Consider the following 18,183-nt stretch of genomic DNA (forward strand, 5'->3'; position numbering starts at 1 on the left):
CCGGCGCCGGGTCCCGGGCCGCACGCATGCCGCCTGCGCGGCGTGATCCGGTCTCTCAATCGGTCGTGCGACGCAGAACGGCGAGGGGCAGCCTCCGGAAGAGGCGGTCGAGCGAAAGACGCCCGCCCTCCGCCCCAAGTTCCTCGCCGGTGACGAGATCGCGCCAGCGACTGCCCTCCGGCACGGGCAGGGCCGTGCCGGTGAACCCCTGCGCAAGGCCCTGCACCGGCCCGCCCCGGCGAGGCACCGCCACGAGGAGCGCGCCGTCGCGGCCCGCCTCGCTGCGCAGGAAGGCGAGCACCCCCTCGGCCCCCGGCCCCTCGGCCGAGAGCGGGTGATAATCGGCATCGGCGTAGAAGCCCGGATGCGCCGCCCGGTCGGCCAGCAGGCGCGCGAGCAGCGCCTGCTTGATCCGTCCGTCGGGCCACTGCGCCAGCATCTCCGCGACGTCGCCGTCGGCCTCCAGCGCCCGCGCCCGCGCGCCGTAATCGACCGGCCGACGGTTGTCGGGATCGACGAAGGAGAAGTCCCAGAACTCGGTGCCCTGGTAGGTGTCGGGCAGGCCGGGCAGCGTGCATTTGAGCGCGGTGCGAGCAAGCCCCGTCACCATGCCGGCCTCGGCGAGCTGGCGCGCGAAGGGCCGGAAGGCCGACAGGAAGGGCGAGCCCGGCGCGATCAGGGCATCGAACAGCCGCCCCACCGCCGCCTCGTAGGCCTCGTCCACGTTGACCCAGCTCGACCGGCGCTTGCTCTCGCGCAGCGCCTTCTCGGCATAGGCGCCGAGCCGGCGGCGGAAATCCGCCACCGCCTCGCCGTCCTCGTCGGGCCCGAGGAGTTCGAGCGGCCACGCGCCCAGGATCGCCTGGAAGAACATCCAGAGGTCGTTGGCATCGGGCGCCGGTTCGCCGTCGAGTTCGCCGAGGTGCGGGTCGGCGATCTCCCTGAAGCGCGCCCATTCCTCGCCCCACGCCTCCGGCATCGCCGAGAGCGCGAGGAGGCGCGTGCGCGCGTCCTCGCCGCGCTTGGTGTCGTGCGTGGCGGTGGTGATCTGCGCGTTCGGCCAGTCGCGGGCGCGGGCGGCCTGGAGCGCGTGGAAGTGCTCGGCCGAGAGGCCGTACTCGCCCGGATCGCCCCCTACCTCGTTGAGGGCGAGGAGTTCGACGAAGCGGTAGAACAGCGTGTCCTCCAGGCTCTTGGCCATCACCGGGCCGGTGAGCTGCTGGAAGCGGCGGCGCACGCGCCGCACGATCTCGGGCGAGGGCCGGCCCGGCGAGTCGGTGTCGATCCGCCCGAGCAGGACGCCCTGCGCGAAGTCGTGCACCGAGCGGTCGGGCAGGCGCGAGTGGCGCTTGGCCTTGCGCACCGCGCCCTCGATCAGCCGCACGTCCTCCTCCTCGAGGTCGCCCTCGTCGAGGTCCTGGGGCATGTAGCTGCGATAGACGGGGAAGCGCGCGACGATCTCGGTGAGCGCCTGCCGCAGGGCGTTGACCGAGAAGTCGCGGGTGCGCCGGTCGGCATCCGCCACGCGCTTGAGGTCCGAGGTCAGGACCTCCAGCTCGCTGGCGAAGCTCGTCTCCAGGATCTCCGCCTTCACTTGGCGCAGCATCAGGCCGTAAGGCTCGTCCATGCCGGTCGCGCCCGCATAGAGCGCCCGCACGGCCTCGCGCCGGCCCTGGTCCACGAACAGGCCGTCGATCTGGTTGAGGACATCGTAGCCGGTGGTGCCGGCCACCGGCCAGGGGCGCAGGCGTTCGCCCGGCTCCAGGATCTTCTCCACCACGATGTAGAAGCCCGGCCCCACCGCGCTCTGGAGCGCCCGCACGTAGCCCGCCGGGTCGGCGAGCCCGTCGATGTGGTCGATGCGCAGGCCGTCGATCCGCCCCGCGCGGATCTGGCGGAACAGCATCGCGTGCGCGCCCTCGAACACCTCGTCGCGCTCGACCCGGAGGCCCGCGAGCGAGTTCACGTCAAAGAAGCGGCGGTAGTTGATGTCGCTCGCCGCCACCCGCCAATGGGCGAGCCGGTAGGATTGCGCCTCCAGGATGCGGTGGAGCGCGCCGAAGCTGTCGGGATGGCCCTTGAAGCCGTTGACGAGGGCCACCGCCCGCTCGATCGCCGCGCCGAGGTCGGGCGAGCCGGCGACGGCCTCGGCGAGCCGCTGCTTGAGCCCGTCCGCCTCGCCCGGGAAGGCCGCGAGGCGCTCGGGACTGGTCTCCTCGCTCATCCGCCGCAGGCGCTCGGAGATCGACAGCACCTCCGCCGAGGCGGCATCCCCCACCTCCGGCAGGGCCGCGAGCGCCCGGTCGAGGACGATCGGGTAGCTCAACGGGCAGATCGGGACCTTGTGCTCGTAGTGCCAGACCGCGAACCCGCCCTCCTGCGGGTCGAAGGCGAGCCTCAGATCGCCCTTCTCCAGCGCCTCGCCGTAGCGGTCGCCCAGGAAGGGCACCACGAGCTTGTTGTGGGCGCCGAGCCGCTCCCAGTCGATGTCGAAGGCCTGCGAGGCGGGCGAGAGCGGCCCCCATTCGAGCACCGAGAGCCACCACGGGTTGTCGGCACCGCCGACCCCCATGTGGTTGGGCACGATGTCGAGGAGGAGCTTCAGCCCGTGCGCCTTCAGGGCGTCGCTGAAGCGGATGAACGCCTCCTCGCCGCCGAGCTCCGGGTTGATCTCGCGGTGGTCGACGATGTCGTAGCCGTGGGTGGAGCCGGGCCGCGCCTTGTGGATCGGCGAGGCGTAGACGTGGCTGATGCCGAGCCGCGCGAGGTACGGCACGATCGCGATCGCGTCGTCGAAGGTGAACTCTTTGTGGAACTGCAGCCGGTAGGTCGCCCGCGGCGGCTCGGAGGCGAGACGCGCCGCGCCCGAGCGCGGGCCGCGATCCTCCGAGGCGAGGGAGGCCGCGACCTTCGCGAGCGGCCCGCCCGGGGCCGCGATGGCGTCGAGGTCGCGGTCGAGCTTGCGGCGCCAGTTCGGATAGCCGTCGGTGACGCCGGGCATGTTCGCCTGGCTCACCTCGCCGAGCACGTCTTCGTATTGCACAGCGGTCAGGATCGAGGGCGCCCGGGCGAGATAGCGGGCGGCGGCGTCGAAGGGCGGCAGGTCCGGCGGCTCGGTGCCGGGGTAGAGCCCTTCCGCGTGCATCGCCTCGGTGAGGCGGCGGCGCTCGTGCACCCGCTCGGCGCGCTCGGCCTCCGCGCGCGCGCCGTCGTAGAGGCCGAGCGACTGGCGCAGGTCGGTGTCGACGCTGCGCCACCAGCCGACGAAGGTCGGCAGGTCGTGGGTGGTGATGGCGCAGAGGGCGTCGCGCGGATAGGCGCCCGGACGCTTGAAGCTGCCGCCCTCGCCGCGCTCGAAGGCGAGGATGCGGTAGCTCAGGATGCCGGCCTGCATCAGCGCGTCGGAGAAGCCCTCGGGAGCGGTGCCCAGGTCCTCGGCGATCACGAGGCAGCGCGCCCGGTGGCTCTCCAGCCGCAGCACGGCGAGCATCGGCTCGAAGGGCATCGCCACGTAGGCGCCCGCCTTCGCCCCCTGCCCGACCGGGATCAGGTAGAGGCGCGCCAGCTGGAAGGCGTGGTCGATGCGGATCGCGCCGGCATGGCGCATGTTGGCCTGGACCAGCGCCCGGAAGGCGGCGAGGCCGTCGCGCTCCAGCTCCAGCGGGTCGAAGGGCGGCAGGCCCCAATCCTGGCCGTTGGGCGCCAGCAAGTCGGGCGGCGCGCCGATCGACAGGGTGTTCGAGAAGCGCTCCGGGTGCGACCACACCTCCGATCCGCCCCGGTCCGCCCCGACCGCGAGGTCGCGGTAGAGCCCGATGCGCATGCCGCCCGCCCGCGCCGCCGCCTCGCCGAGCTGGCGGTCGGCGAGGAATTGCAGCCACGCGTGGAACGACACCCGCTCCGCATGCGCCTGCGCGAAGGCCGTGACCTGCGGCGTGCCGTTGCGGCGGTAGGTCTCCGGCCAGTCGCCGACCCAGTGGGCGCCCTGCGCCCGGAAATGCTCGGAGAGCGCGTCGAAGGTGGCGTGGGCCTCCAGATGCTCGCCCGCCTCCGCCCGGAAGGCGAGGAAGTCGGGATCCTGCCCGGCCCGGGCGCGGCTCTCCTGCCAGAGGGCGTCGAGCACCGGCGCCAGCACCTCCCACACCCCGGCATGGTCGACGAGGGCGGCATCGCGCAGGCGGTCCACCTGCGGCCGCAGGGAGTGGAGCAGCCGCTCGGCGGCGCTGCCGGCGAAGCCCGGCACCGCCTGCGGGTCGACGTAGAGGGTTTCGAGGAAGAGCCGCGAGGAGGGCGAGTAGGGCGAGACCTTCTGGCGGTCGGTGGGGAAGAGCGCGTGGACCGGGCTCAGGCCCAGGAAGGCGGCGCCCCGCGCCCCCGCATCGGCGGCGGCCCGGCCCGCATCCGCGTAGGTGCCGATGCCGAGGTTCTGCTTCGAGCGCAGGCCGTAGAGCTGGACCGCGAGGCCCCAGTCCCGCGCGCCCTCGTCGCCGAGCGCACGCGGCCGCCAGCAGCGCTTCGGCGCGGCGATCACGGTCGCCTCCACGCGCCGCGTGCCGAGCGTCACCACGAGGGTGTGGTAGCCGGGCGTGAGCGGGGGCAGGTCGAACCCGTCATCGCCCGCCGAGACGATGGCGCGCCCGTCGCGGACGCCGCCGCGCTCCTCCACGAGGTGCCAGTTCAGCGTGCCGGCCTCCCCCCGCAGCGGCACGCGGGCGGCCCGGCGGGCCTCGACCGGGATCAGGGGCGGCACGAGGTTGTGCCGCAGGGCCGTGACGCGCGCCAGGCTGTCCTGCGCCTCCGCCTCGGTGCCGGCCGGCAGCCCCAGGGCGGCCAGCATGCCGGCGCGCACCGGGAGCGGCGTCTCCACCCGCTGGCCGAAGGCATCGACGTAATCGGCGGCCAATCCCGCCGCGTCGGAGAGCCGCGCGACGAGTTCCTCGGACACCGCCATCATGCCACCTCTTTCGCGAACAGGCCGGACCAGGGCTGAAGCACGACCTCGCCGGCCTCGCGGCAGGTCGCGGTGTCGGAGATCCAGATCACCCGGCCCGCCGGCATCGGCAGCGCATGGGGCTCCTCGCCCACATTGGCGACGAAGCGCAGCGTTCCGGCCGCGAAGCGCCACGTCACGTCGATCGCGTCCGGACGAGACCGATCGGCCGTGCCGCCGAGCCAGGCGGACTTGGTGAGCGGCACCACCTCGGCCCGGCGCAGGCCGAGGAGAAGCCGGGTATCCTCCAGCACCTCGCGGTGGGGCGAGCGCGAGCGCTCGGACCAGTCGATCTTCGAGCGCAGGAAGGTCGCCTCCGCGGTCGGATCGGGAATCGCCTTCGCCTTCTCGTCGTCCGCGAAGGCCGCGAAGCTGCGGAATTCCCGGCGGCGGCCCTCGCGCACGGCCTTGTTCAGCTCCTCGTCCGGCGCGAAGTCGACGAAGAACAGGAACGGCGCCGAGGCCGACCATTCCTCGCCCATCCACAGCATCGGGATCTGCGGCGCGAGCAGCAGGCCCGCGCGGGCGAGCGCGAGGCGCTGCGGATCGGCGAGGTGGCTCAGCCGCTCGCCCATGGCCCGATTGCCGACTTGGTCGTGGTTCTGCAGGAAGGTGACGAAGGCCGAGGGCGGCAGGTGGCCCGACGGCTCCCCGCGCGGGTGGTTGTCGAGGGTGCGGAACGGCTCGCCCTGATAGGCGAACCCCTCCGCGAGGCTGCGGGCGAGGTGCGCCGCCGGCTTGTCGGCGAAGCTCTCGTAATAGCCCGCATCCTCGCCGGTGAGCAGCACGTGCCAGCCGTGATGCGTGTCGTCCGCCCATTGCGCGTTGTGGCCGGTGGCCTTGCCGTCCCGGCGCTCCAGCCAGCGCGCCTGGTTCGCCTCGTTCTCCAGGATCAGGTGGATCTCCCGGTCCGGCAGCGCCGCGCGGATGCGCGCCGAGAGTTCGGCCAGGAAGTGGGTGTCGGAATCGTCCAGGATCGCGTGGACGGCGTCGAAGCGCAGGCCGTCGACGTGGAACTCCTCCAGCCAGTAGAGGGCGTTGTGCAGGAAGTAGTCCCGCACGACCCGACCGCTCTCGCGGCCGTCGAAGTTGATGCCGGCGCCCCAGGGCGTCTGGTGGCGCTCGGTGAAGAAGCTCTTGGCGTAGGCGTGGAGGTAGTTTCCGGCCGGGCCGAAATGATTGTAGACGACGTCGATGAACACCATCAGCCCGAGGGCGTGGGCGCTGTCGATCAGGCGCTTGAGATCGTCGGGCGTGCCGTAGGCGGAATCGGGCGCGTAGGGCAGCACGCCGTCGTAGCCCCAGTTGCGGCGCCCCTTGAAGTCGGCGAGCGGCAGGAGTTCGATCGCCGTGACGCCGAGATCGCGCAGGTCCTCGAGCTTGGCGGCAAGGCCCGCATAGGTGCCCTCCGGCGTCGCCGTCCCGACATGCGCCTCATAGACCACCGCCTCTTCCCAGGCCCGCCCGCGCCAGGAGCCGTCGCTCCAGGCGAAGGCGCGCGGGTCGACGACTTCGCTCAGGCCCGAGACGTCCTCCGGCTGGAAGCGGGAGGCGGGATCCGGCACCACGAGGTCACCGTCGATGCGGAAACCGTAGCGGGCGCCGGCCTGCGCCGGAGCGGTCAGCCGGCGCCAGCCGCCCTCCGCCTCCGGCATCGGATGATCCTGGCCGTCGAGGACCAGGACGACGTCGCGGGCAGTGGGCGCCCAGAGCGCGAAGCGCACGCCCTCCGGTTCGACCTGAGCGCCGAATGGCATGCTGTGCGCGCGCCGCATCGGTCCGGTTTCCTTCGCATCGGGTTGGATCTCGGGCGCGGGAGCGTCCCTTTCGGGGGCAATCCGCCGAGCTTGCGCCGGTTCCGTGCCGGCCCCGCTCGCAGCGCCACCTAAGGCGGCGCTTCCCCAAGGCAACCCGAAAAAGCCGATCCGGTCCGGTCAGACCCCGTGCGTTCGCGCCGGCCGCGCCAGAGGGCGCCCGTAGACGAGCAGGCAGCGGCCCGGCATCAGGACGGTGCCGCCGGTCCGCAGCGCCTCGCGCTCCCGGGGGCGTCCGTCCGGCGCGGTGGTGTCGAAGAGCGGCGTCCAGGGACCGCCGACGAGCCGCGCCACCTGGAAGGCCACCGCCTCCGGGGCGGCGTTGGCCAGCAGCAGCAGGCGCTTGCCGTCGGGCGCATCGTTGCCGACCTGCATGCCGAAGGCGCGCCGGGCGCCGTCCGCCCAGGCGGCGGCGTCCATCTCGGCCCCGCAGGGCGAGAGCCAGTGCACGTCCTTGAGGCCGGCGCCCGTCACCTTCTCGCCGGTGAGGAACTTGCGCCGTCGCAGCGCCCGGTGGTCGCGGCGCAGCGCCAGGAGATGACGCAGGAAGGCGGTGAGCGCCGGATCACCCCCGTCGTCGTCCCAGTCCACCCAGGAGATCGCGTTGTCCTGGCAATAGGCGTTGTTGTTGCCGCGCTGGCTGCGCGAGCGCTCGTCGCCCATCAGCAGCATCGGCACGCCTTGCGCGAGCACGATCGTGGCGAGCAGGTTGCGCTTCTGGCGCGCCCGGACGGCCAGGATCGCGGGATCCTCGGTCGGCCCCTCGACGCCGTAATTGGACGAGACGTTGTGCCCGTGGCCGTCGCGGTTGCCCTCGCCGTTCGCCTCGTTGTGCTTGTGCTCGTAGGCGACCACGTCGGCCAGCGTGTAGCCGTCGTGCGAGGTGATGAAGTTGACGCTGGCGCCGGGGCCGCGGCCGGAGGGCGAAAACGTCTCGCGCGAGCCGGTGAGGCCCTGGGTCAGGCGCGGCAGCGTGCCGTCGTCGCCGCGCCAGAAGCCGCGGGCGGCGTCGCGGAACTGGTCGTTCCAGTCGCTCCAGCCGACCGGGAACCCGCCGAGCTGGTAGCCGCCCATGCCGATGTCCCAGGGCTCGGCGATCAGCTTGACCCGCGACAGGACCGGGTCCTGCGCCATGGCCTGCAGCACCGCGGCGCGGGGCGTGAAATCGTGCGGCGCGCGCGCGAGGCTGGACGCGAGGTCGAAGCGGAACCCGTCGATCCGGTAGGCCTCGATCCAGTGGCGCAGGGAATCGAGCACCATCTGCATCACCCGCGGATGGGCGACGTCGAGGGTGTTGCCGCAGCCGGTACAGTCGAGGTCGCGGCCGCGGTCGTCGGGCCGCAGCTTGTAGTAGCTGGCATTGTCGATGCCGCGGAAGGACAGGCTCGGCCCGAGATGGTCGGCCTCGCAGGTGTGGTTGTAGACGACGTCGAGCAGCACCTCAATGCCGGCGGCGTGCAGTTGCCGGATGGCGGCCTTGAGCCCCGGGATGCCGGCCGGACCCAGGTAGCGCGGCTCGGGGGCGAAGTAGTTCAGGGGCGAGTAGCCCCAGAAGTTCGACAGGCCACGATCGACCAGGAAGCGGTCGTCCACGAAGGCTTGGATCGGCAGGAGTTCGAGGGCCGTGACGCCGAGCGACACCAGATGCTCGACGATGGCCGGATGGCCGAGCGCCGCGTAGCTGCCGCGCCAGGGCAGCGGCACGCCGGGATGCGTCTGGGTGAACGCCTTGACGTGCGCCTCGTAGATCACGCTGTCGACGGCCGGGCGGCGCAGGGGCGGGTCGTCGCCGAGATGCGGCTCGGGCGCCGTCACCACGCCCTTGGGCACCATCGCGGCGCTGTCGCGCCGGTCGATATGGTCGGATCGGTGCAGGCCCCGCCGGTAGGCGTAGACCGCATCGTGCCAGCGCACCCGGCCGGCGAGCTCGCGCGCATAGGGGTCGAGGGAGAGCTTGTGCGGGTTGAAGCGGTGGCCGCCCGCGGGATCCCAGGGACCGTGCACCCGGTAGCCGTAGAGCTGCCCCGGCAGCATCCCGGCGAGATAGCCGTGCCAGACGTCGTCGGTGCGCCGCGGCAGGCGGATCACGTCCGTCTGGTGGCGCCCGGTCGGATCGAACAGGCAGAGATCCACCGCGGTGGCATGGGACGAGAAGAGCGCGAAGTTCACCCCGCGCCCGTCAAAATGGGCACCGAGCGGCGCCGGCAAGCCGTCATCGAGGGCGATCATCCCGCCTTCATCGGGGTCCCGGCGGCCTCCGGTCAAGCCTCCGGCAGCTCGCGACCGGCGGACTCGTCGCGCGGGACCAATACTGCCTGCTGATTGTGCAACCGCCGCCGGCGCGCCCGCATCTTCCGTCTCACGCAGGGAGAGGCGGCGTGAACCCGAAGCGGGGCTGGCGCATTTCCTTTGCCTTGGCCCCTCTCTTGCGTCTAGCCTCGGGCCAACCAGAGGGACGCCCATGCCGCTCAGTGCGTTCGATGAAATGAACGGAATCCGGGAGAGCGGAGCGGATCAGGCCGAGATCCGTGGTGCCTACGCGGCCCTGAAGCATTGGCTCGATTCGACGCCGCCCGAACACTTCAACACGCGGCGCAGTCAGGCCGAACTGTTCTTTCGCCGCATCGGCATCACCTTCGCGGTTTACGGCGACAACGAGTCGACCGAACGGCTGATCCCGTTCGACATCATCCCGCGGGTGCTGACCAAGCCGGAATGGGGCTTCCTGGAGCGCGGCCTGAAGCAGCGCGTCACCGCCCTGAACCTGTTCCTGGCCGACGTCTACGGCCCGCAGGACTGCATCAAGGCCGGGGTGATCCCGGGCGACCTCGTCTACCGCAACCCGCATTACCGGCTGGAGATGCGGGACTTCGAGGTGCCGCACGGCAAGTACGTCCACATCGCCGGCATCGACATCGTGCGCACGGGCGAGGACCAGTTCTATGTGCTGGAGGACAACGCCCGCACGCCGTCCGGGGTCTCCTACATGCTGGAGAACCGGGAGGTGATGCTGCGCCTCTTCCCGGAACTCTTCAGCAAGCACCGGGTCTCGCCGGTGGAGGATTACCCTGACGCGCTGCTCGCCACCCTGCGCAGCCTCGCGCCGATGAGCGCCGCCCGCGACCCGACGGTGGTGCTCCTCACGCCCGGCCGCTTCAATTCCGCCTTCTACGAGCACTCCTTCCTGGCCGACAAGCTCGGGGTCGAATTGGTGGAGGCCTCCGACCTCTTCACCCGGGACGACGTGGTCTACATGCGGACCACCGAGGGGCCGCGGCGCGTCGACGTGATCTACCGGCGCATCGACGACGACTTCCTCGATCCGCTGGTGTTCCGGCCGGATTCGGTGCTCGGCGTGCCCGGCCTGATGAGCGCCTACCAGAGCGGGAGCGTGACGCTCGCCAACGCGGTCGGCACCGGCATCGCGGACGACAAGGCGGTCTACAGCTACATGCCGGAGATCGTGCGCTTCTTCACCGGCGAGGAGCCGATCCTGCACAACGTGCCGACCTGGCGCTGCCGCGAGAAGGACGCGCTCGCCTACGTGCTGGCCAATCTCGGCGACCTCGTGGTCAAGGAGGTGAACGGCTCGGGCGGCTACGGCATGCTGGTGGGACCGCACGCCACCAAGCGCGAGATCGAGGAGTTCGGGCGCAAGCTGCGGCACGCGCCGGACGGGTTCATCGCCCAGCCGACGCTGGCGCTCTCCACCTGCCCGACCTTCGTGGCCTCCGGCGTCGCGCCCCGGCACGTCGATCTGCGGCCCTTCGTGCTCGCGGGCGCCGACGAGATCCGGATCGTGCCGGGGGGACTCACGCGGGTCGCCCTCAAGGAGGGCTCCCTCGTGGTGAATTCGAGCCAGGGAGGCGGCACCAAGGACACCTGGGTGCTCGACGCCTGAGGGGTCGCCGGCACGCCGTCCGGTCCCTCGCCCGCCCTCCGCCCACCCTCCGTTCGAAGTCGCGTCAGCATGCTCTCCCGTACCGCCGACAACCTCTTCTGGCTCTCGCGCTACACCGAGCGGGCGGATTTCATCGCCCGCATCCTCGACGCGGCGCTGCGCCTCACCGCCCTGCCGGCCAGCTACGGCGGCGGGGAGACCAACGAGTGGGAATCGGCGCTGGCCTCCGCGGGCAGCGCCGAACTGTTCCGGCCGCTCTACGACAGCGTCAACGAGCACACGGTGCGGGACTTCCTCGCCTTCAGCCCGCACAATCCCTCCTCGATCCGCTGCTGCCTGCAGACCGCCCGCGAGAACGCCCGCAGCGTGCGCACCGCGCTCACCGTCGAGATGTGGGAGGCGATCAACGAGGCGTGGCTGACGCTGCGCTCCTACGAGGGCCGCGACTTCACGCGCGAGGAATTCGCCCGCTTCCTCGATTGGGTGAAGGGAGTGTCGCTGGCCTTCGACGGCTCGGCCTACCGCACCATGCTGCGCAACGACGCCTACTGGTTCACCCGGCTCGGCGTCGCGATCGAGCGGGCCGACAACACCGCCCGCATCCTCGACGTGAAGTACCACGTGCTGCTGCCCGAGACCGAGCGGGTGGGCGGCAGCCTCGACTACTTCCAGTGGACCACGATCCTGCGCGAGGTCTCGGCGCTCACCGCCTATCACTGGGTCTACCGCGAGAGCATCAAGCCCTGGCTGGTCGCCGACCTGCTGATCCTCAACCGCCAGATGCCGCGCTCGCTCGCCAATTGCTACGAGATGCTGGTGCGCCATCTCGACCTGATCGCCGACGCGTACGGGCGCCGCGGGCCGAGCCAGCGGCTGGCCAGCAACATGCTGAGCCGCCTCGACAGCGCCTCCGTGGAGGCGGTGTTCGCGGGCGGGCTGCACGAGTTCATCCAGGGCTTCATCCAGGACAACAACCGCCTGGGAGGGGCGATCGCCGAGCAGTACCTCGTCTGACCGCGCGCGCTCCGGCCGAGCGACACCCCCTCCCCCGCCCCATCCGCACGAGGCCCCATGCGCATCCGCGTCGTTCACGAGACGGCCTACGAGTACGAGTCGCCGGCCCGCGGCCTGATCCAGATGCTGCGCCTCACGCCGCGCGACCACGACGGCCAGCACGTGCGCGCGTGGCGCATCGAGCCGACCGCCGACGGGCGCCTGGCGCGGCGGGAGGACGGGTTCGGCAACGTCGTGCACGTGTTCAGCGCCGACGGGCCGGAGGTGGCGCTGGTGATGCGGGTGACTGGCGAGGTCGAGACCAGCGAGACCCACGGCGTGGTGCGGGGCGCGGTCGAGCGCCTGCCCGACCCGTTCTACCTGCGCGAGTCGCGCTTCGCCGTCGCCGACGAGGCGATCCGCACCTTCGCGGACGACGCGGTCGGCGGGGCCGGCCCGGATACGCTGGGCCGCCTGCACCGGCTGGTGGACGCGATCCACCGCGAGGTGCGCTACGCCCCCGGCGGGCCGACCGACGCGCACAGCACCGCCGCGGAGGCCTTCGCGCTGCGCGAGGGCGTCGGCCAGGACCTCGCCCACATCTTCATCGCGGCGGCCCGGCACCTGGAGATCCCGGTGCGCTACGTCTCGGGCTACTACTACCGGGAGACCACCACCGCGCAGGAGGCCGGACACGCCTGGGTGGAGGGGCTGGTGCCCGATCTCGGCTGGGTCGGCTTCGACCCCTGCTTCGGCATCTCGGCCACCGAGGCGCATCTGCGGGTCGCGGTCGGCCTCGACTACCTTGATGCCGCGCCGGTGCGCGGCAGCCGCATCGGCGGGGGCACCGAGACCATGCGGGTGCGGGTGACGGTCGACGACGCGCGCGCGCAGCCCCAGGCCGAGACGCAGGCCCAGGCCCAAGCCCAGTCGCAGACCTGAGCCGCGAGGCGCCGTGGCGTGAATGCGACGGCGGCGCCAAATCGATCGGCGCGGCCTTGAAGGCGGGGCGCCTTAACGTCAAGGACAGGGATGCGCCCCGACTCTTCGTGCGCAACGCCCATCCGACCGAACCCCCGCACGATCATGGCCATCCCGTTCGATTTCTCGTTCGCCCATCTGCTCACCATGACGGCCTCCGTCATCGCGGGCGCGGTCTTCGCCGATTCGGTCGAGACGTCGGGCCGCCGCATCGTGGAACGCGCGCTGCGCTTCCTCGGCCTCGGCCGCTGAGCCGCCCGGCAGGCCGGCGACCTGCCGCGCTTGCGTCTGGACCCGTCCCACCAGTTGCGCCAGGGTGAGCGGACGCGTCGTCCGGCGAGAGACTCCAGGGGAGCGCCACGCGATGACCTACTGCGTCGGGATCCTGGTCGAGGACGGCCTCGTGATGATCGCCGACACCCGCACCAATGCGGGTCTCGACGACATCTCGACCTTCCGCAAGCTGCACCTGTTCGAGGTGCCCGGCGAGCGCGTGATGGCGCTCGCCTCCGCCGGCAACCTCTCGCTGACGCAATCCGTGGTCGCGATGCTGGCGGAGGGCGTCGAGGATCCCGAGACGGGCACCCGGGAGACCCTCTACGAGGCACCGACGATGTTCCGCGCCGCCCAGCTTATCGGCCGGGCGATCCGCCGCGTGCGGGCGATCGAGCGCGAGGGCTTCGAGGCGGCGCAGCTGCGCTTCGAGGTGTCGTTCCTGTTCGGCGGCCAGATCGGCGACGGGCCGATGAGGCTCTACATGGTCTACTCGGCCGGCAACTTCATCGCCTGCACGCAGGACGCACCATTCCTGCAGATCGGCGAGCACAAGTACGGCAAGCCGATCCTCGACCGCGCGGTGACCTTCCGGACCGAGATCTATGACGCGCTCAAGGTCGGGCTGATCTCGATCGATTCGACCATGCGCTCGAATCTCGGCGTCGGCCTGCCGATCGACCTCGTGGTGGTCCGCCGCGGCACCGCCCGCACGGAGGTCGTGCACCGGATCGAGGCGGGCGAGCCCTATTTCCACGACCTGCGCGAGCGCTGGTCGGCGGCCCTGCGCGCCGCCCATCGGGCGATCCCGCGCCCGCCCTACGGGCCGCCGAGTTCGTCCTGAGCGTGGCCGCAGGCGGCGAGGAGGTCTCGCGCCGCCGCCGCGGGATCCTCCGCGCGCATCACCCCGCCCATCACGGCGATCCCGGCCGCGCCCGCGCGCAGGCAGGCGGGAGCGGTCGCCGGTGTGACCCCGGCGAGGGCCAGCACCGGCAGGCCGAGGCGGCAGGCCGCACGCAACCCCTCCAGGCCGAGCGCCGGGCCGTAGCCGGGCTTGCTCGCGCTGGCGAAGATCGGGCTCAGGGTGACGTAATCGGCGCCCACCTCGCGCGCGGCCGCGACCTCCGAGAGGGAATGGGCCGAGAGGCCGAGGAGCGCCCGGGCGCCGAGCCGCGCCCGCGCCGGCGCGACGGCGGCGGCCTCGCCGAGATGGACGCCGTCCGCGCCGATCCGCTCGGCGAGCGCGACGTCGCGTCCGATGGTCAGGCGGCCGCCCGCGGCCGCGACCTGCCCGATCAGGGCCGCCGCCAGGGCGGCGCGCTCGTCGTCGGGCAGGTCGCGGTCGCGCAGCCAGATCCAGCGGGCGCCGCCCGCGAGCGCCGCCCCGATGCGGTCGGGGAGCGGCATCGCCGCGCCGTGCCGGTCCGTGACGACGAGGAGCCGCGACGGCAGCGGGTTCATGCGCCGGGCATCACGAGCCGACGAGGCCGAGCTGCGGGCTCGACGGTTCGGCCCGGGCGCGCCGCGGGATGCGTCCGGCGCCATGGGCGAGGCGGCCGGCCTCGACGGCGTGGCGCATGGCGCGGGCCATGCGCACCGGATCGTCGGCCTTGGCCACCGCGGTGTTGAGCAGCACCGCCGCCGCCCCGAGCTCCATCGCGATCACCGCGTCGGAGGCCGTGCCGATGCCGGCATCCACGATCACCGGGACGGGCGAGCGGCGGCAGATCAGTTCGAGGTTGGCCGGATTCGCGACGCCCATGCCGGAGCCGATCAGCGAGCCCATCGGCATCACCGCGGCCGCGCCGAGATCGGCGAGCCGGCTGCACACCACCGGATCGTCGTTGCAGTAGGGCAGGACGACGAAGCCGGCATCGACGAGCTGGCGCGTGGCCTCGATCGTCTCGGCCGCGTCCGGATACAGGGTCTCCCGGTCGCCGATGACCTCGACCTTGATCCAGTTGGTGCCGAGCGCCTCGCGGGCGAGTTCGGCGGTCATCACGGCGTCGCGGGCGGTCTCGCAGCCGGCGGTGTTGGGCAGGAAGCGGAATCCGCCGAGCATCGAGACGGTGTCGGAGCCGTGGCCCTTCAGCGACACGCGCCGGATCGACACCGTCGCCACCTCGGCGCCGCTCGCCCGCACGGCTTCCGCCATGATGGCCTGGGTGGGGTAGCCGGCGGTGCCGATGAGCAGGCGGGAGCGCAGCCGCGTGCCGGCGATCACCAGCGCGTCGTCGGCCTCTCGGGCGATGGGGGTGACGGTGTCGGTCATGCTCGCAACTCCGAAAAACAGGCGCGCCATGCGCGATCGGGCTTGAGAGGGGCCTCACCCGCCCTGCATCGCCCGCACGATCTCGACCCGGTCGCCCTCCGCGAGCCGGGTCCGGGCCCAGTCGCCGCGCCGCACCACGGCGCCGTTGAGCGCGATGGCGAAGCCCTGCGGACCGGGCAGGTCGAGGTCGGCCGTCTCCTGGCGCCAGAGGGCGTCGAGGGTCTCGGCGTCGCACTCTCGGGGCTCGCCGTTGACGGTCAGCCTCATGAGTGCCCCCGCAGGCGGTCGGCGGCGGGACGGAACCGCCCGGGACCGAAGGGAGCGGCCACAGGCGGCAGCGCGCCGCGCAGGATCAGGCCGGCGATGGCGGCGGCGGTGACGGGCGCCAGGAGGTAGCCGTTGCGGTGGTGGCCGACCGCCAGGACGAGGCCCGGCAGCGCCTCGCCGAGGAGCGGCGCGTCGTCGTCGGAGGTCGGGCGGAAGCCGGTCCAGACGCCCTCGACCGGCATCTCCTCGATGCCCGGACAGGCCCGGCGCGCGCCTTCCAGCAGGGCGAACAGGCCGCCGGCCGTGAGCGTCGCGTCGAAGCCGCATTCCTCGACGGTCGCCCCGACGATGAGGTGGCCGTCGCCCTTCGGCGCCATGTGGATCTGCTCGGTCCAGACCACGTGATCGAGCCGCCCGCTGCGCGGCGTCATCCGCAGGGCCAGCGCCTGGCCCTTGAGCGGCCGCACCGGCAGGGCGAGGTCGGGCACCAAGCTCCCCTCCCCGGCCCAGGCGCCGGAGGCCAGCACGACGGTGCCGGCCCGCAGCACGCCCGCCGCGGTGCGCAGGCCGACGACGCGCCCGCCCGCGCGCTCCAGCGCCTCGACCGTGCATTCCTCCACGAGGCGCCCGCCCGCCGCGCGCAGGGCGCGCCGCAGGGCCGCCATGACGCGGGCGGGGTCGACCTGATGGTCCTCTGGGCAGAAGAGGCCGGCCGTGACGGTGGGGCGCAGGCCCGGCTCGCGGGCGCGCACCTGCGGACCGGAGAGCCATTCGGTCGCGAGCCCGGCCCGGCGCTGCAGGTCGTGGCGGAAGCGCAGGCGCTCCACCTCGTCGCGCCCGAGCGCGATCACCAGGGTGCCCTCCCGCCGGTAGTCGATGCCCTGGCCGGAGGCCGCTTCGAGATCGTCGCGGAAGCCGGCCCAGAGGCGCTGGCTCTCCAGCGCCAGGGGCAGCAGCCGATCGCCGCCGGGCTCGTGCTCCGCCGCCGCGGCCAGCATGCCGGTGGCCGCCAGGCTCGCACCGTCGCCCGCCCGGCCGCGCTCCAGCACGGCGACCGAGAGCCCGGCCTGCGCAAGGCGCCACGCGACCGACAGGCCGATCAGCCCGGCCCCGACCACCGCGACGTCGGCGCGCTCGGGCAATCGGTCGTTCGCCGGGGCGGCCTCCTCGCCGCGGCGCCGGCCGATCGGGGATGCAGGGGAGGAACGCAACCAAGGTCTCCACGGTGGCCCGTAGAGAGTGAACGCTGCGCCCGTTCTTCGCTGAAGCGCTAAGGTCCGCGGACCCCGTCCAATCCCTACGCCGGTATGAGCCGGATCAGGTTCGAAGGATTTCCGCGCCGAGCGGCCCGAAGGCGGCTCCAGCGGTGTCTCAGCCCCTTGCCGGGGATCTCCCTGGAACGGACGGAATGTGGGCGAGGGCCGGCCCGCCGTCAACCACCGGGCCGGGCCGGGCGGTAGATCGCGATCTCCTCCGGGATGCCGTCGAGGGGATGGCTGCCCAGCGGCTCAGGATCCCCCCAGAGAAAGTCCACGAAGGGCTTCGACATCAGCAGCGGTTCGCCGAGCTGCTTGTTGAGCTTGGCGAGCCGGCTCGCGAGGTTCACGTCGCGGCCGATCACCGTGAAGTCGAGCCGCGCGCCCGAGCCGACATTGCCGTAGGCCGCCTCGCCGTGGTGCAGGGCGATGCCGGCGCTGATGCGGGCAGGAAAGCGCGCCGCCGCGTTCGCCTCGTCGAGGCGCCGCAGCGCCGTCTGGGCGGCGGTGAGCGCGCTCTGGGCCGCGCCGCCGAGGCCGTCGCCGGTCTCGCGGAAGATCGCGAGCAGGCCGTCGCCCATGTATTTCAGCACCTCGCCGCCCTCGCTCTCGATCGGCGGCACGAGGCAGTCGAAGTAGGTGTTCAGCAGCTCCACCGACGCCTCCGGGGTCAGGGCCGCCGTGAGGTGGGTGTAGCTGCGCATGTCGGCGAACAGGATCGCCGAGCGGATGCGCTCCACCTGGCCCCGCCGGATCGAGCCGGACAGGATCGCGTGGTGCGGCCCGTCGCCGACATAGATCCGCAGCACCTGATCGAGGCGGGTGTTGAGGCCGCGCATCTCCATCACGGCCGAGAGCGTCGGCACGATGAAGCGCAGGATGGCAAGGTTCTCGGCCGAAAAACCCGCGGGCGACCGGGTCGCGAAGGTGACGCCGTTGTTGGTGCCGTTGGTGAAGAAGATCGGAATGGTGAGGTGGTGGCGGTAGCCGGCGGCCTTCAATTCCGCGACGATGCCGAAGCGGTCGTCGGGCGTCTTGTCGAGATCGAGCAGCAGCCACTCGCCGGTCGCGTAGACGACCGCGAAGGGGCTCTCGGCGAGCGCCCGGTCGGAGGCTTCGCCGTGCGGGAAGAGCCGCAGGGTGACCCCGCCCTCCCGGGTCCAGAACCGGCCGACGCCGGTGTATTCCGAATGCAGGGCGTCGATCGCCGTGGTGGCCCGGTCGACCGGAATGCCGAGGTCGTTGAGGCGCTGGGCCAGTCCGCCCAGCAGATCCCCGGATTCGGGCAGCCGCGCGCCCTCGCTGAGCAGCCAGTCCCGCAGGGCGACGCAGGCCCGGAAGAGCCCGATCGGAATGGCGCCGGCCTCCGATCCGTCCGCCTCCGCTGTCGGGTGCTGGGGGGGAGTGGGTGGAGCGGAACGGCGCATGGGCCGGAG

At 72.4% G+C, this 18,183-nt stretch carries 13 protein-coding genes and 1 riboswitch; of the genes, 5 read left to right on the forward strand and 8 right to left on the reverse strand.

The genetic code is table 11. The features are described from left to right. Positions 1–55: 55 nt before the first annotated feature. The 3 genes from MFF61_RS07305 to glgX form a co-directional block, all read right to left on the reverse strand. Positions 56–4,951: a malto-oligosyltrehalose synthase gene (locus MFF61_RS07305; RefSeq protein WP_238234511.1), complete on the reverse strand. Its 4,896-nt coding sequence runs from the start codon at positions 4,949–4,951 to the stop codon at positions 56–58. Beyond that, a complete protein-coding gene (treZ, locus tag MFF61_RS07310) occupies positions 4,951–6,765 on the reverse strand; it encodes a malto-oligosyltrehalose trehalohydrolase (protein ID WP_238234419.1) in 1,815 nt (604 codons plus the stop codon). The genes MFF61_RS07305 and treZ overlap by 1 nt, the downstream gene beginning before the upstream one ends. A 159-nt stretch (positions 6,766–6,924) precedes the next feature. Then, positions 6,925–9,033, reverse strand: a complete 2,109-nt coding sequence (glgX, locus tag MFF61_RS07315) for a glycogen debranching protein GlgX (protein ID WP_238234420.1) — start codon at positions 9,031–9,033, stop codon at positions 6,925–6,927. Positions 9,034–9,265: 232 nt separating this feature from the next. On the opposite strand from glgX, the gene MFF61_RS07320 reads away from it, so the two are divergent. The 5 genes from MFF61_RS07320 (at position 9,266) to MFF61_RS07340 (ending at position 13,796) form a co-directional block, all read left to right on the forward strand. Then, on the forward strand, positions 9,266–10,705 hold the full coding sequence (locus MFF61_RS07320) for a circularly permuted type 2 ATP-grasp protein (RefSeq protein WP_238234421.1): 1,440 nt from the start codon (positions 9,266–9,268) through the stop codon (positions 10,703–10,705). A 69-nt stretch (positions 10,706–10,774) separates the two neighbouring features. Next, positions 10,775–11,719, forward strand: a complete 945-nt coding sequence (locus tag MFF61_RS07325) for an alpha-E domain-containing protein (RefSeq protein ID WP_238234422.1) — start codon at positions 10,775–10,777, stop codon at positions 11,717–11,719. A 57-nt stretch (positions 11,720–11,776) separates the two neighbouring features. After that, positions 11,777–12,640 (forward strand): transglutaminase family protein, encoded by an 864-nt coding sequence (locus tag MFF61_RS07330; RefSeq protein WP_238234423.1) that lies wholly within the window; start codon positions 11,777–11,779, stop codon positions 12,638–12,640. A 144-nt stretch (positions 12,641–12,784) separates the two neighbouring features. Next, positions 12,785–12,931: a hypothetical protein gene (locus MFF61_RS07335; protein WP_238234424.1), complete on the forward strand. Its 147-nt coding sequence runs from the start codon at positions 12,785–12,787 to the stop codon at positions 12,929–12,931. A 112-nt stretch (positions 12,932–13,043) separates the two neighbouring features. Beyond that, on the forward strand, positions 13,044–13,796 hold the full coding sequence (locus MFF61_RS07340) for a proteasome-type protease (RefSeq protein WP_238234425.1): 753 nt from the start codon (positions 13,044–13,046) through the stop codon (positions 13,794–13,796). On the opposite strand, the gene MFF61_RS07345 is transcribed toward MFF61_RS07340, so the two are convergent. From MFF61_RS07345 to MFF61_RS07365, 5 genes are all read right to left on the reverse strand, one after another. Then, positions 13,772–14,413 (reverse strand): thiamine phosphate synthase, encoded by a 642-nt coding sequence (locus MFF61_RS07345; protein ID WP_238234426.1) that lies wholly within the window; start codon positions 14,411–14,413, stop codon positions 13,772–13,774. The genes MFF61_RS07340 and MFF61_RS07345 overlap by 25 nt on opposite strands. A gap of 10 nt (positions 14,414–14,423) precedes the next feature. Continuing rightward, positions 14,424–15,224, reverse strand: a complete 801-nt coding sequence (locus MFF61_RS07350; protein ID WP_238234427.1) for a thiazole synthase — start codon at positions 15,222–15,224, stop codon at positions 14,424–14,426. Between the two features lie 54 nt (positions 15,225–15,278). Next, a complete protein-coding gene (gene thiS / locus MFF61_RS07355) occupies positions 15,279–15,491 on the reverse strand; it encodes a sulfur carrier protein ThiS (RefSeq protein WP_238234428.1) in 213 nt (70 codons plus the stop codon). Continuing rightward, complete coding sequence (gene thiO, locus MFF61_RS07360) at positions 15,488–16,702, reverse strand: glycine oxidase ThiO (RefSeq protein WP_373324649.1); 1,215 nt, start codon at positions 16,700–16,702, stop codon at positions 15,488–15,490. Before thiO ends, thiS begins: the two co-directional genes overlap by 4 nt. A gap of 65 nt (positions 16,703–16,767) precedes the next feature. Then, positions 16,768–16,896, reverse strand: a riboswitch (TPP riboswitch). A gap of 27 nt (positions 16,897–16,923) precedes the next feature. Continuing rightward, positions 16,924–18,174: an adenylate/guanylate cyclase domain-containing protein gene (locus MFF61_RS07365; RefSeq protein ID WP_238234429.1), complete on the reverse strand. Its 1,251-nt coding sequence runs from the start codon at positions 18,172–18,174 to the stop codon at positions 16,924–16,926. Positions 18,175–18,183: the final 9 nt, after the last annotated feature.

Origin of the sequence: Methylobacterium isbiliense (assembly GCF_022179325.1) — a bacterium.
Taxonomy (GTDB): Bacteria; Pseudomonadota; Alphaproteobacteria; order Rhizobiales; family Beijerinckiaceae; genus Methylobacterium; species Methylobacterium isbiliense.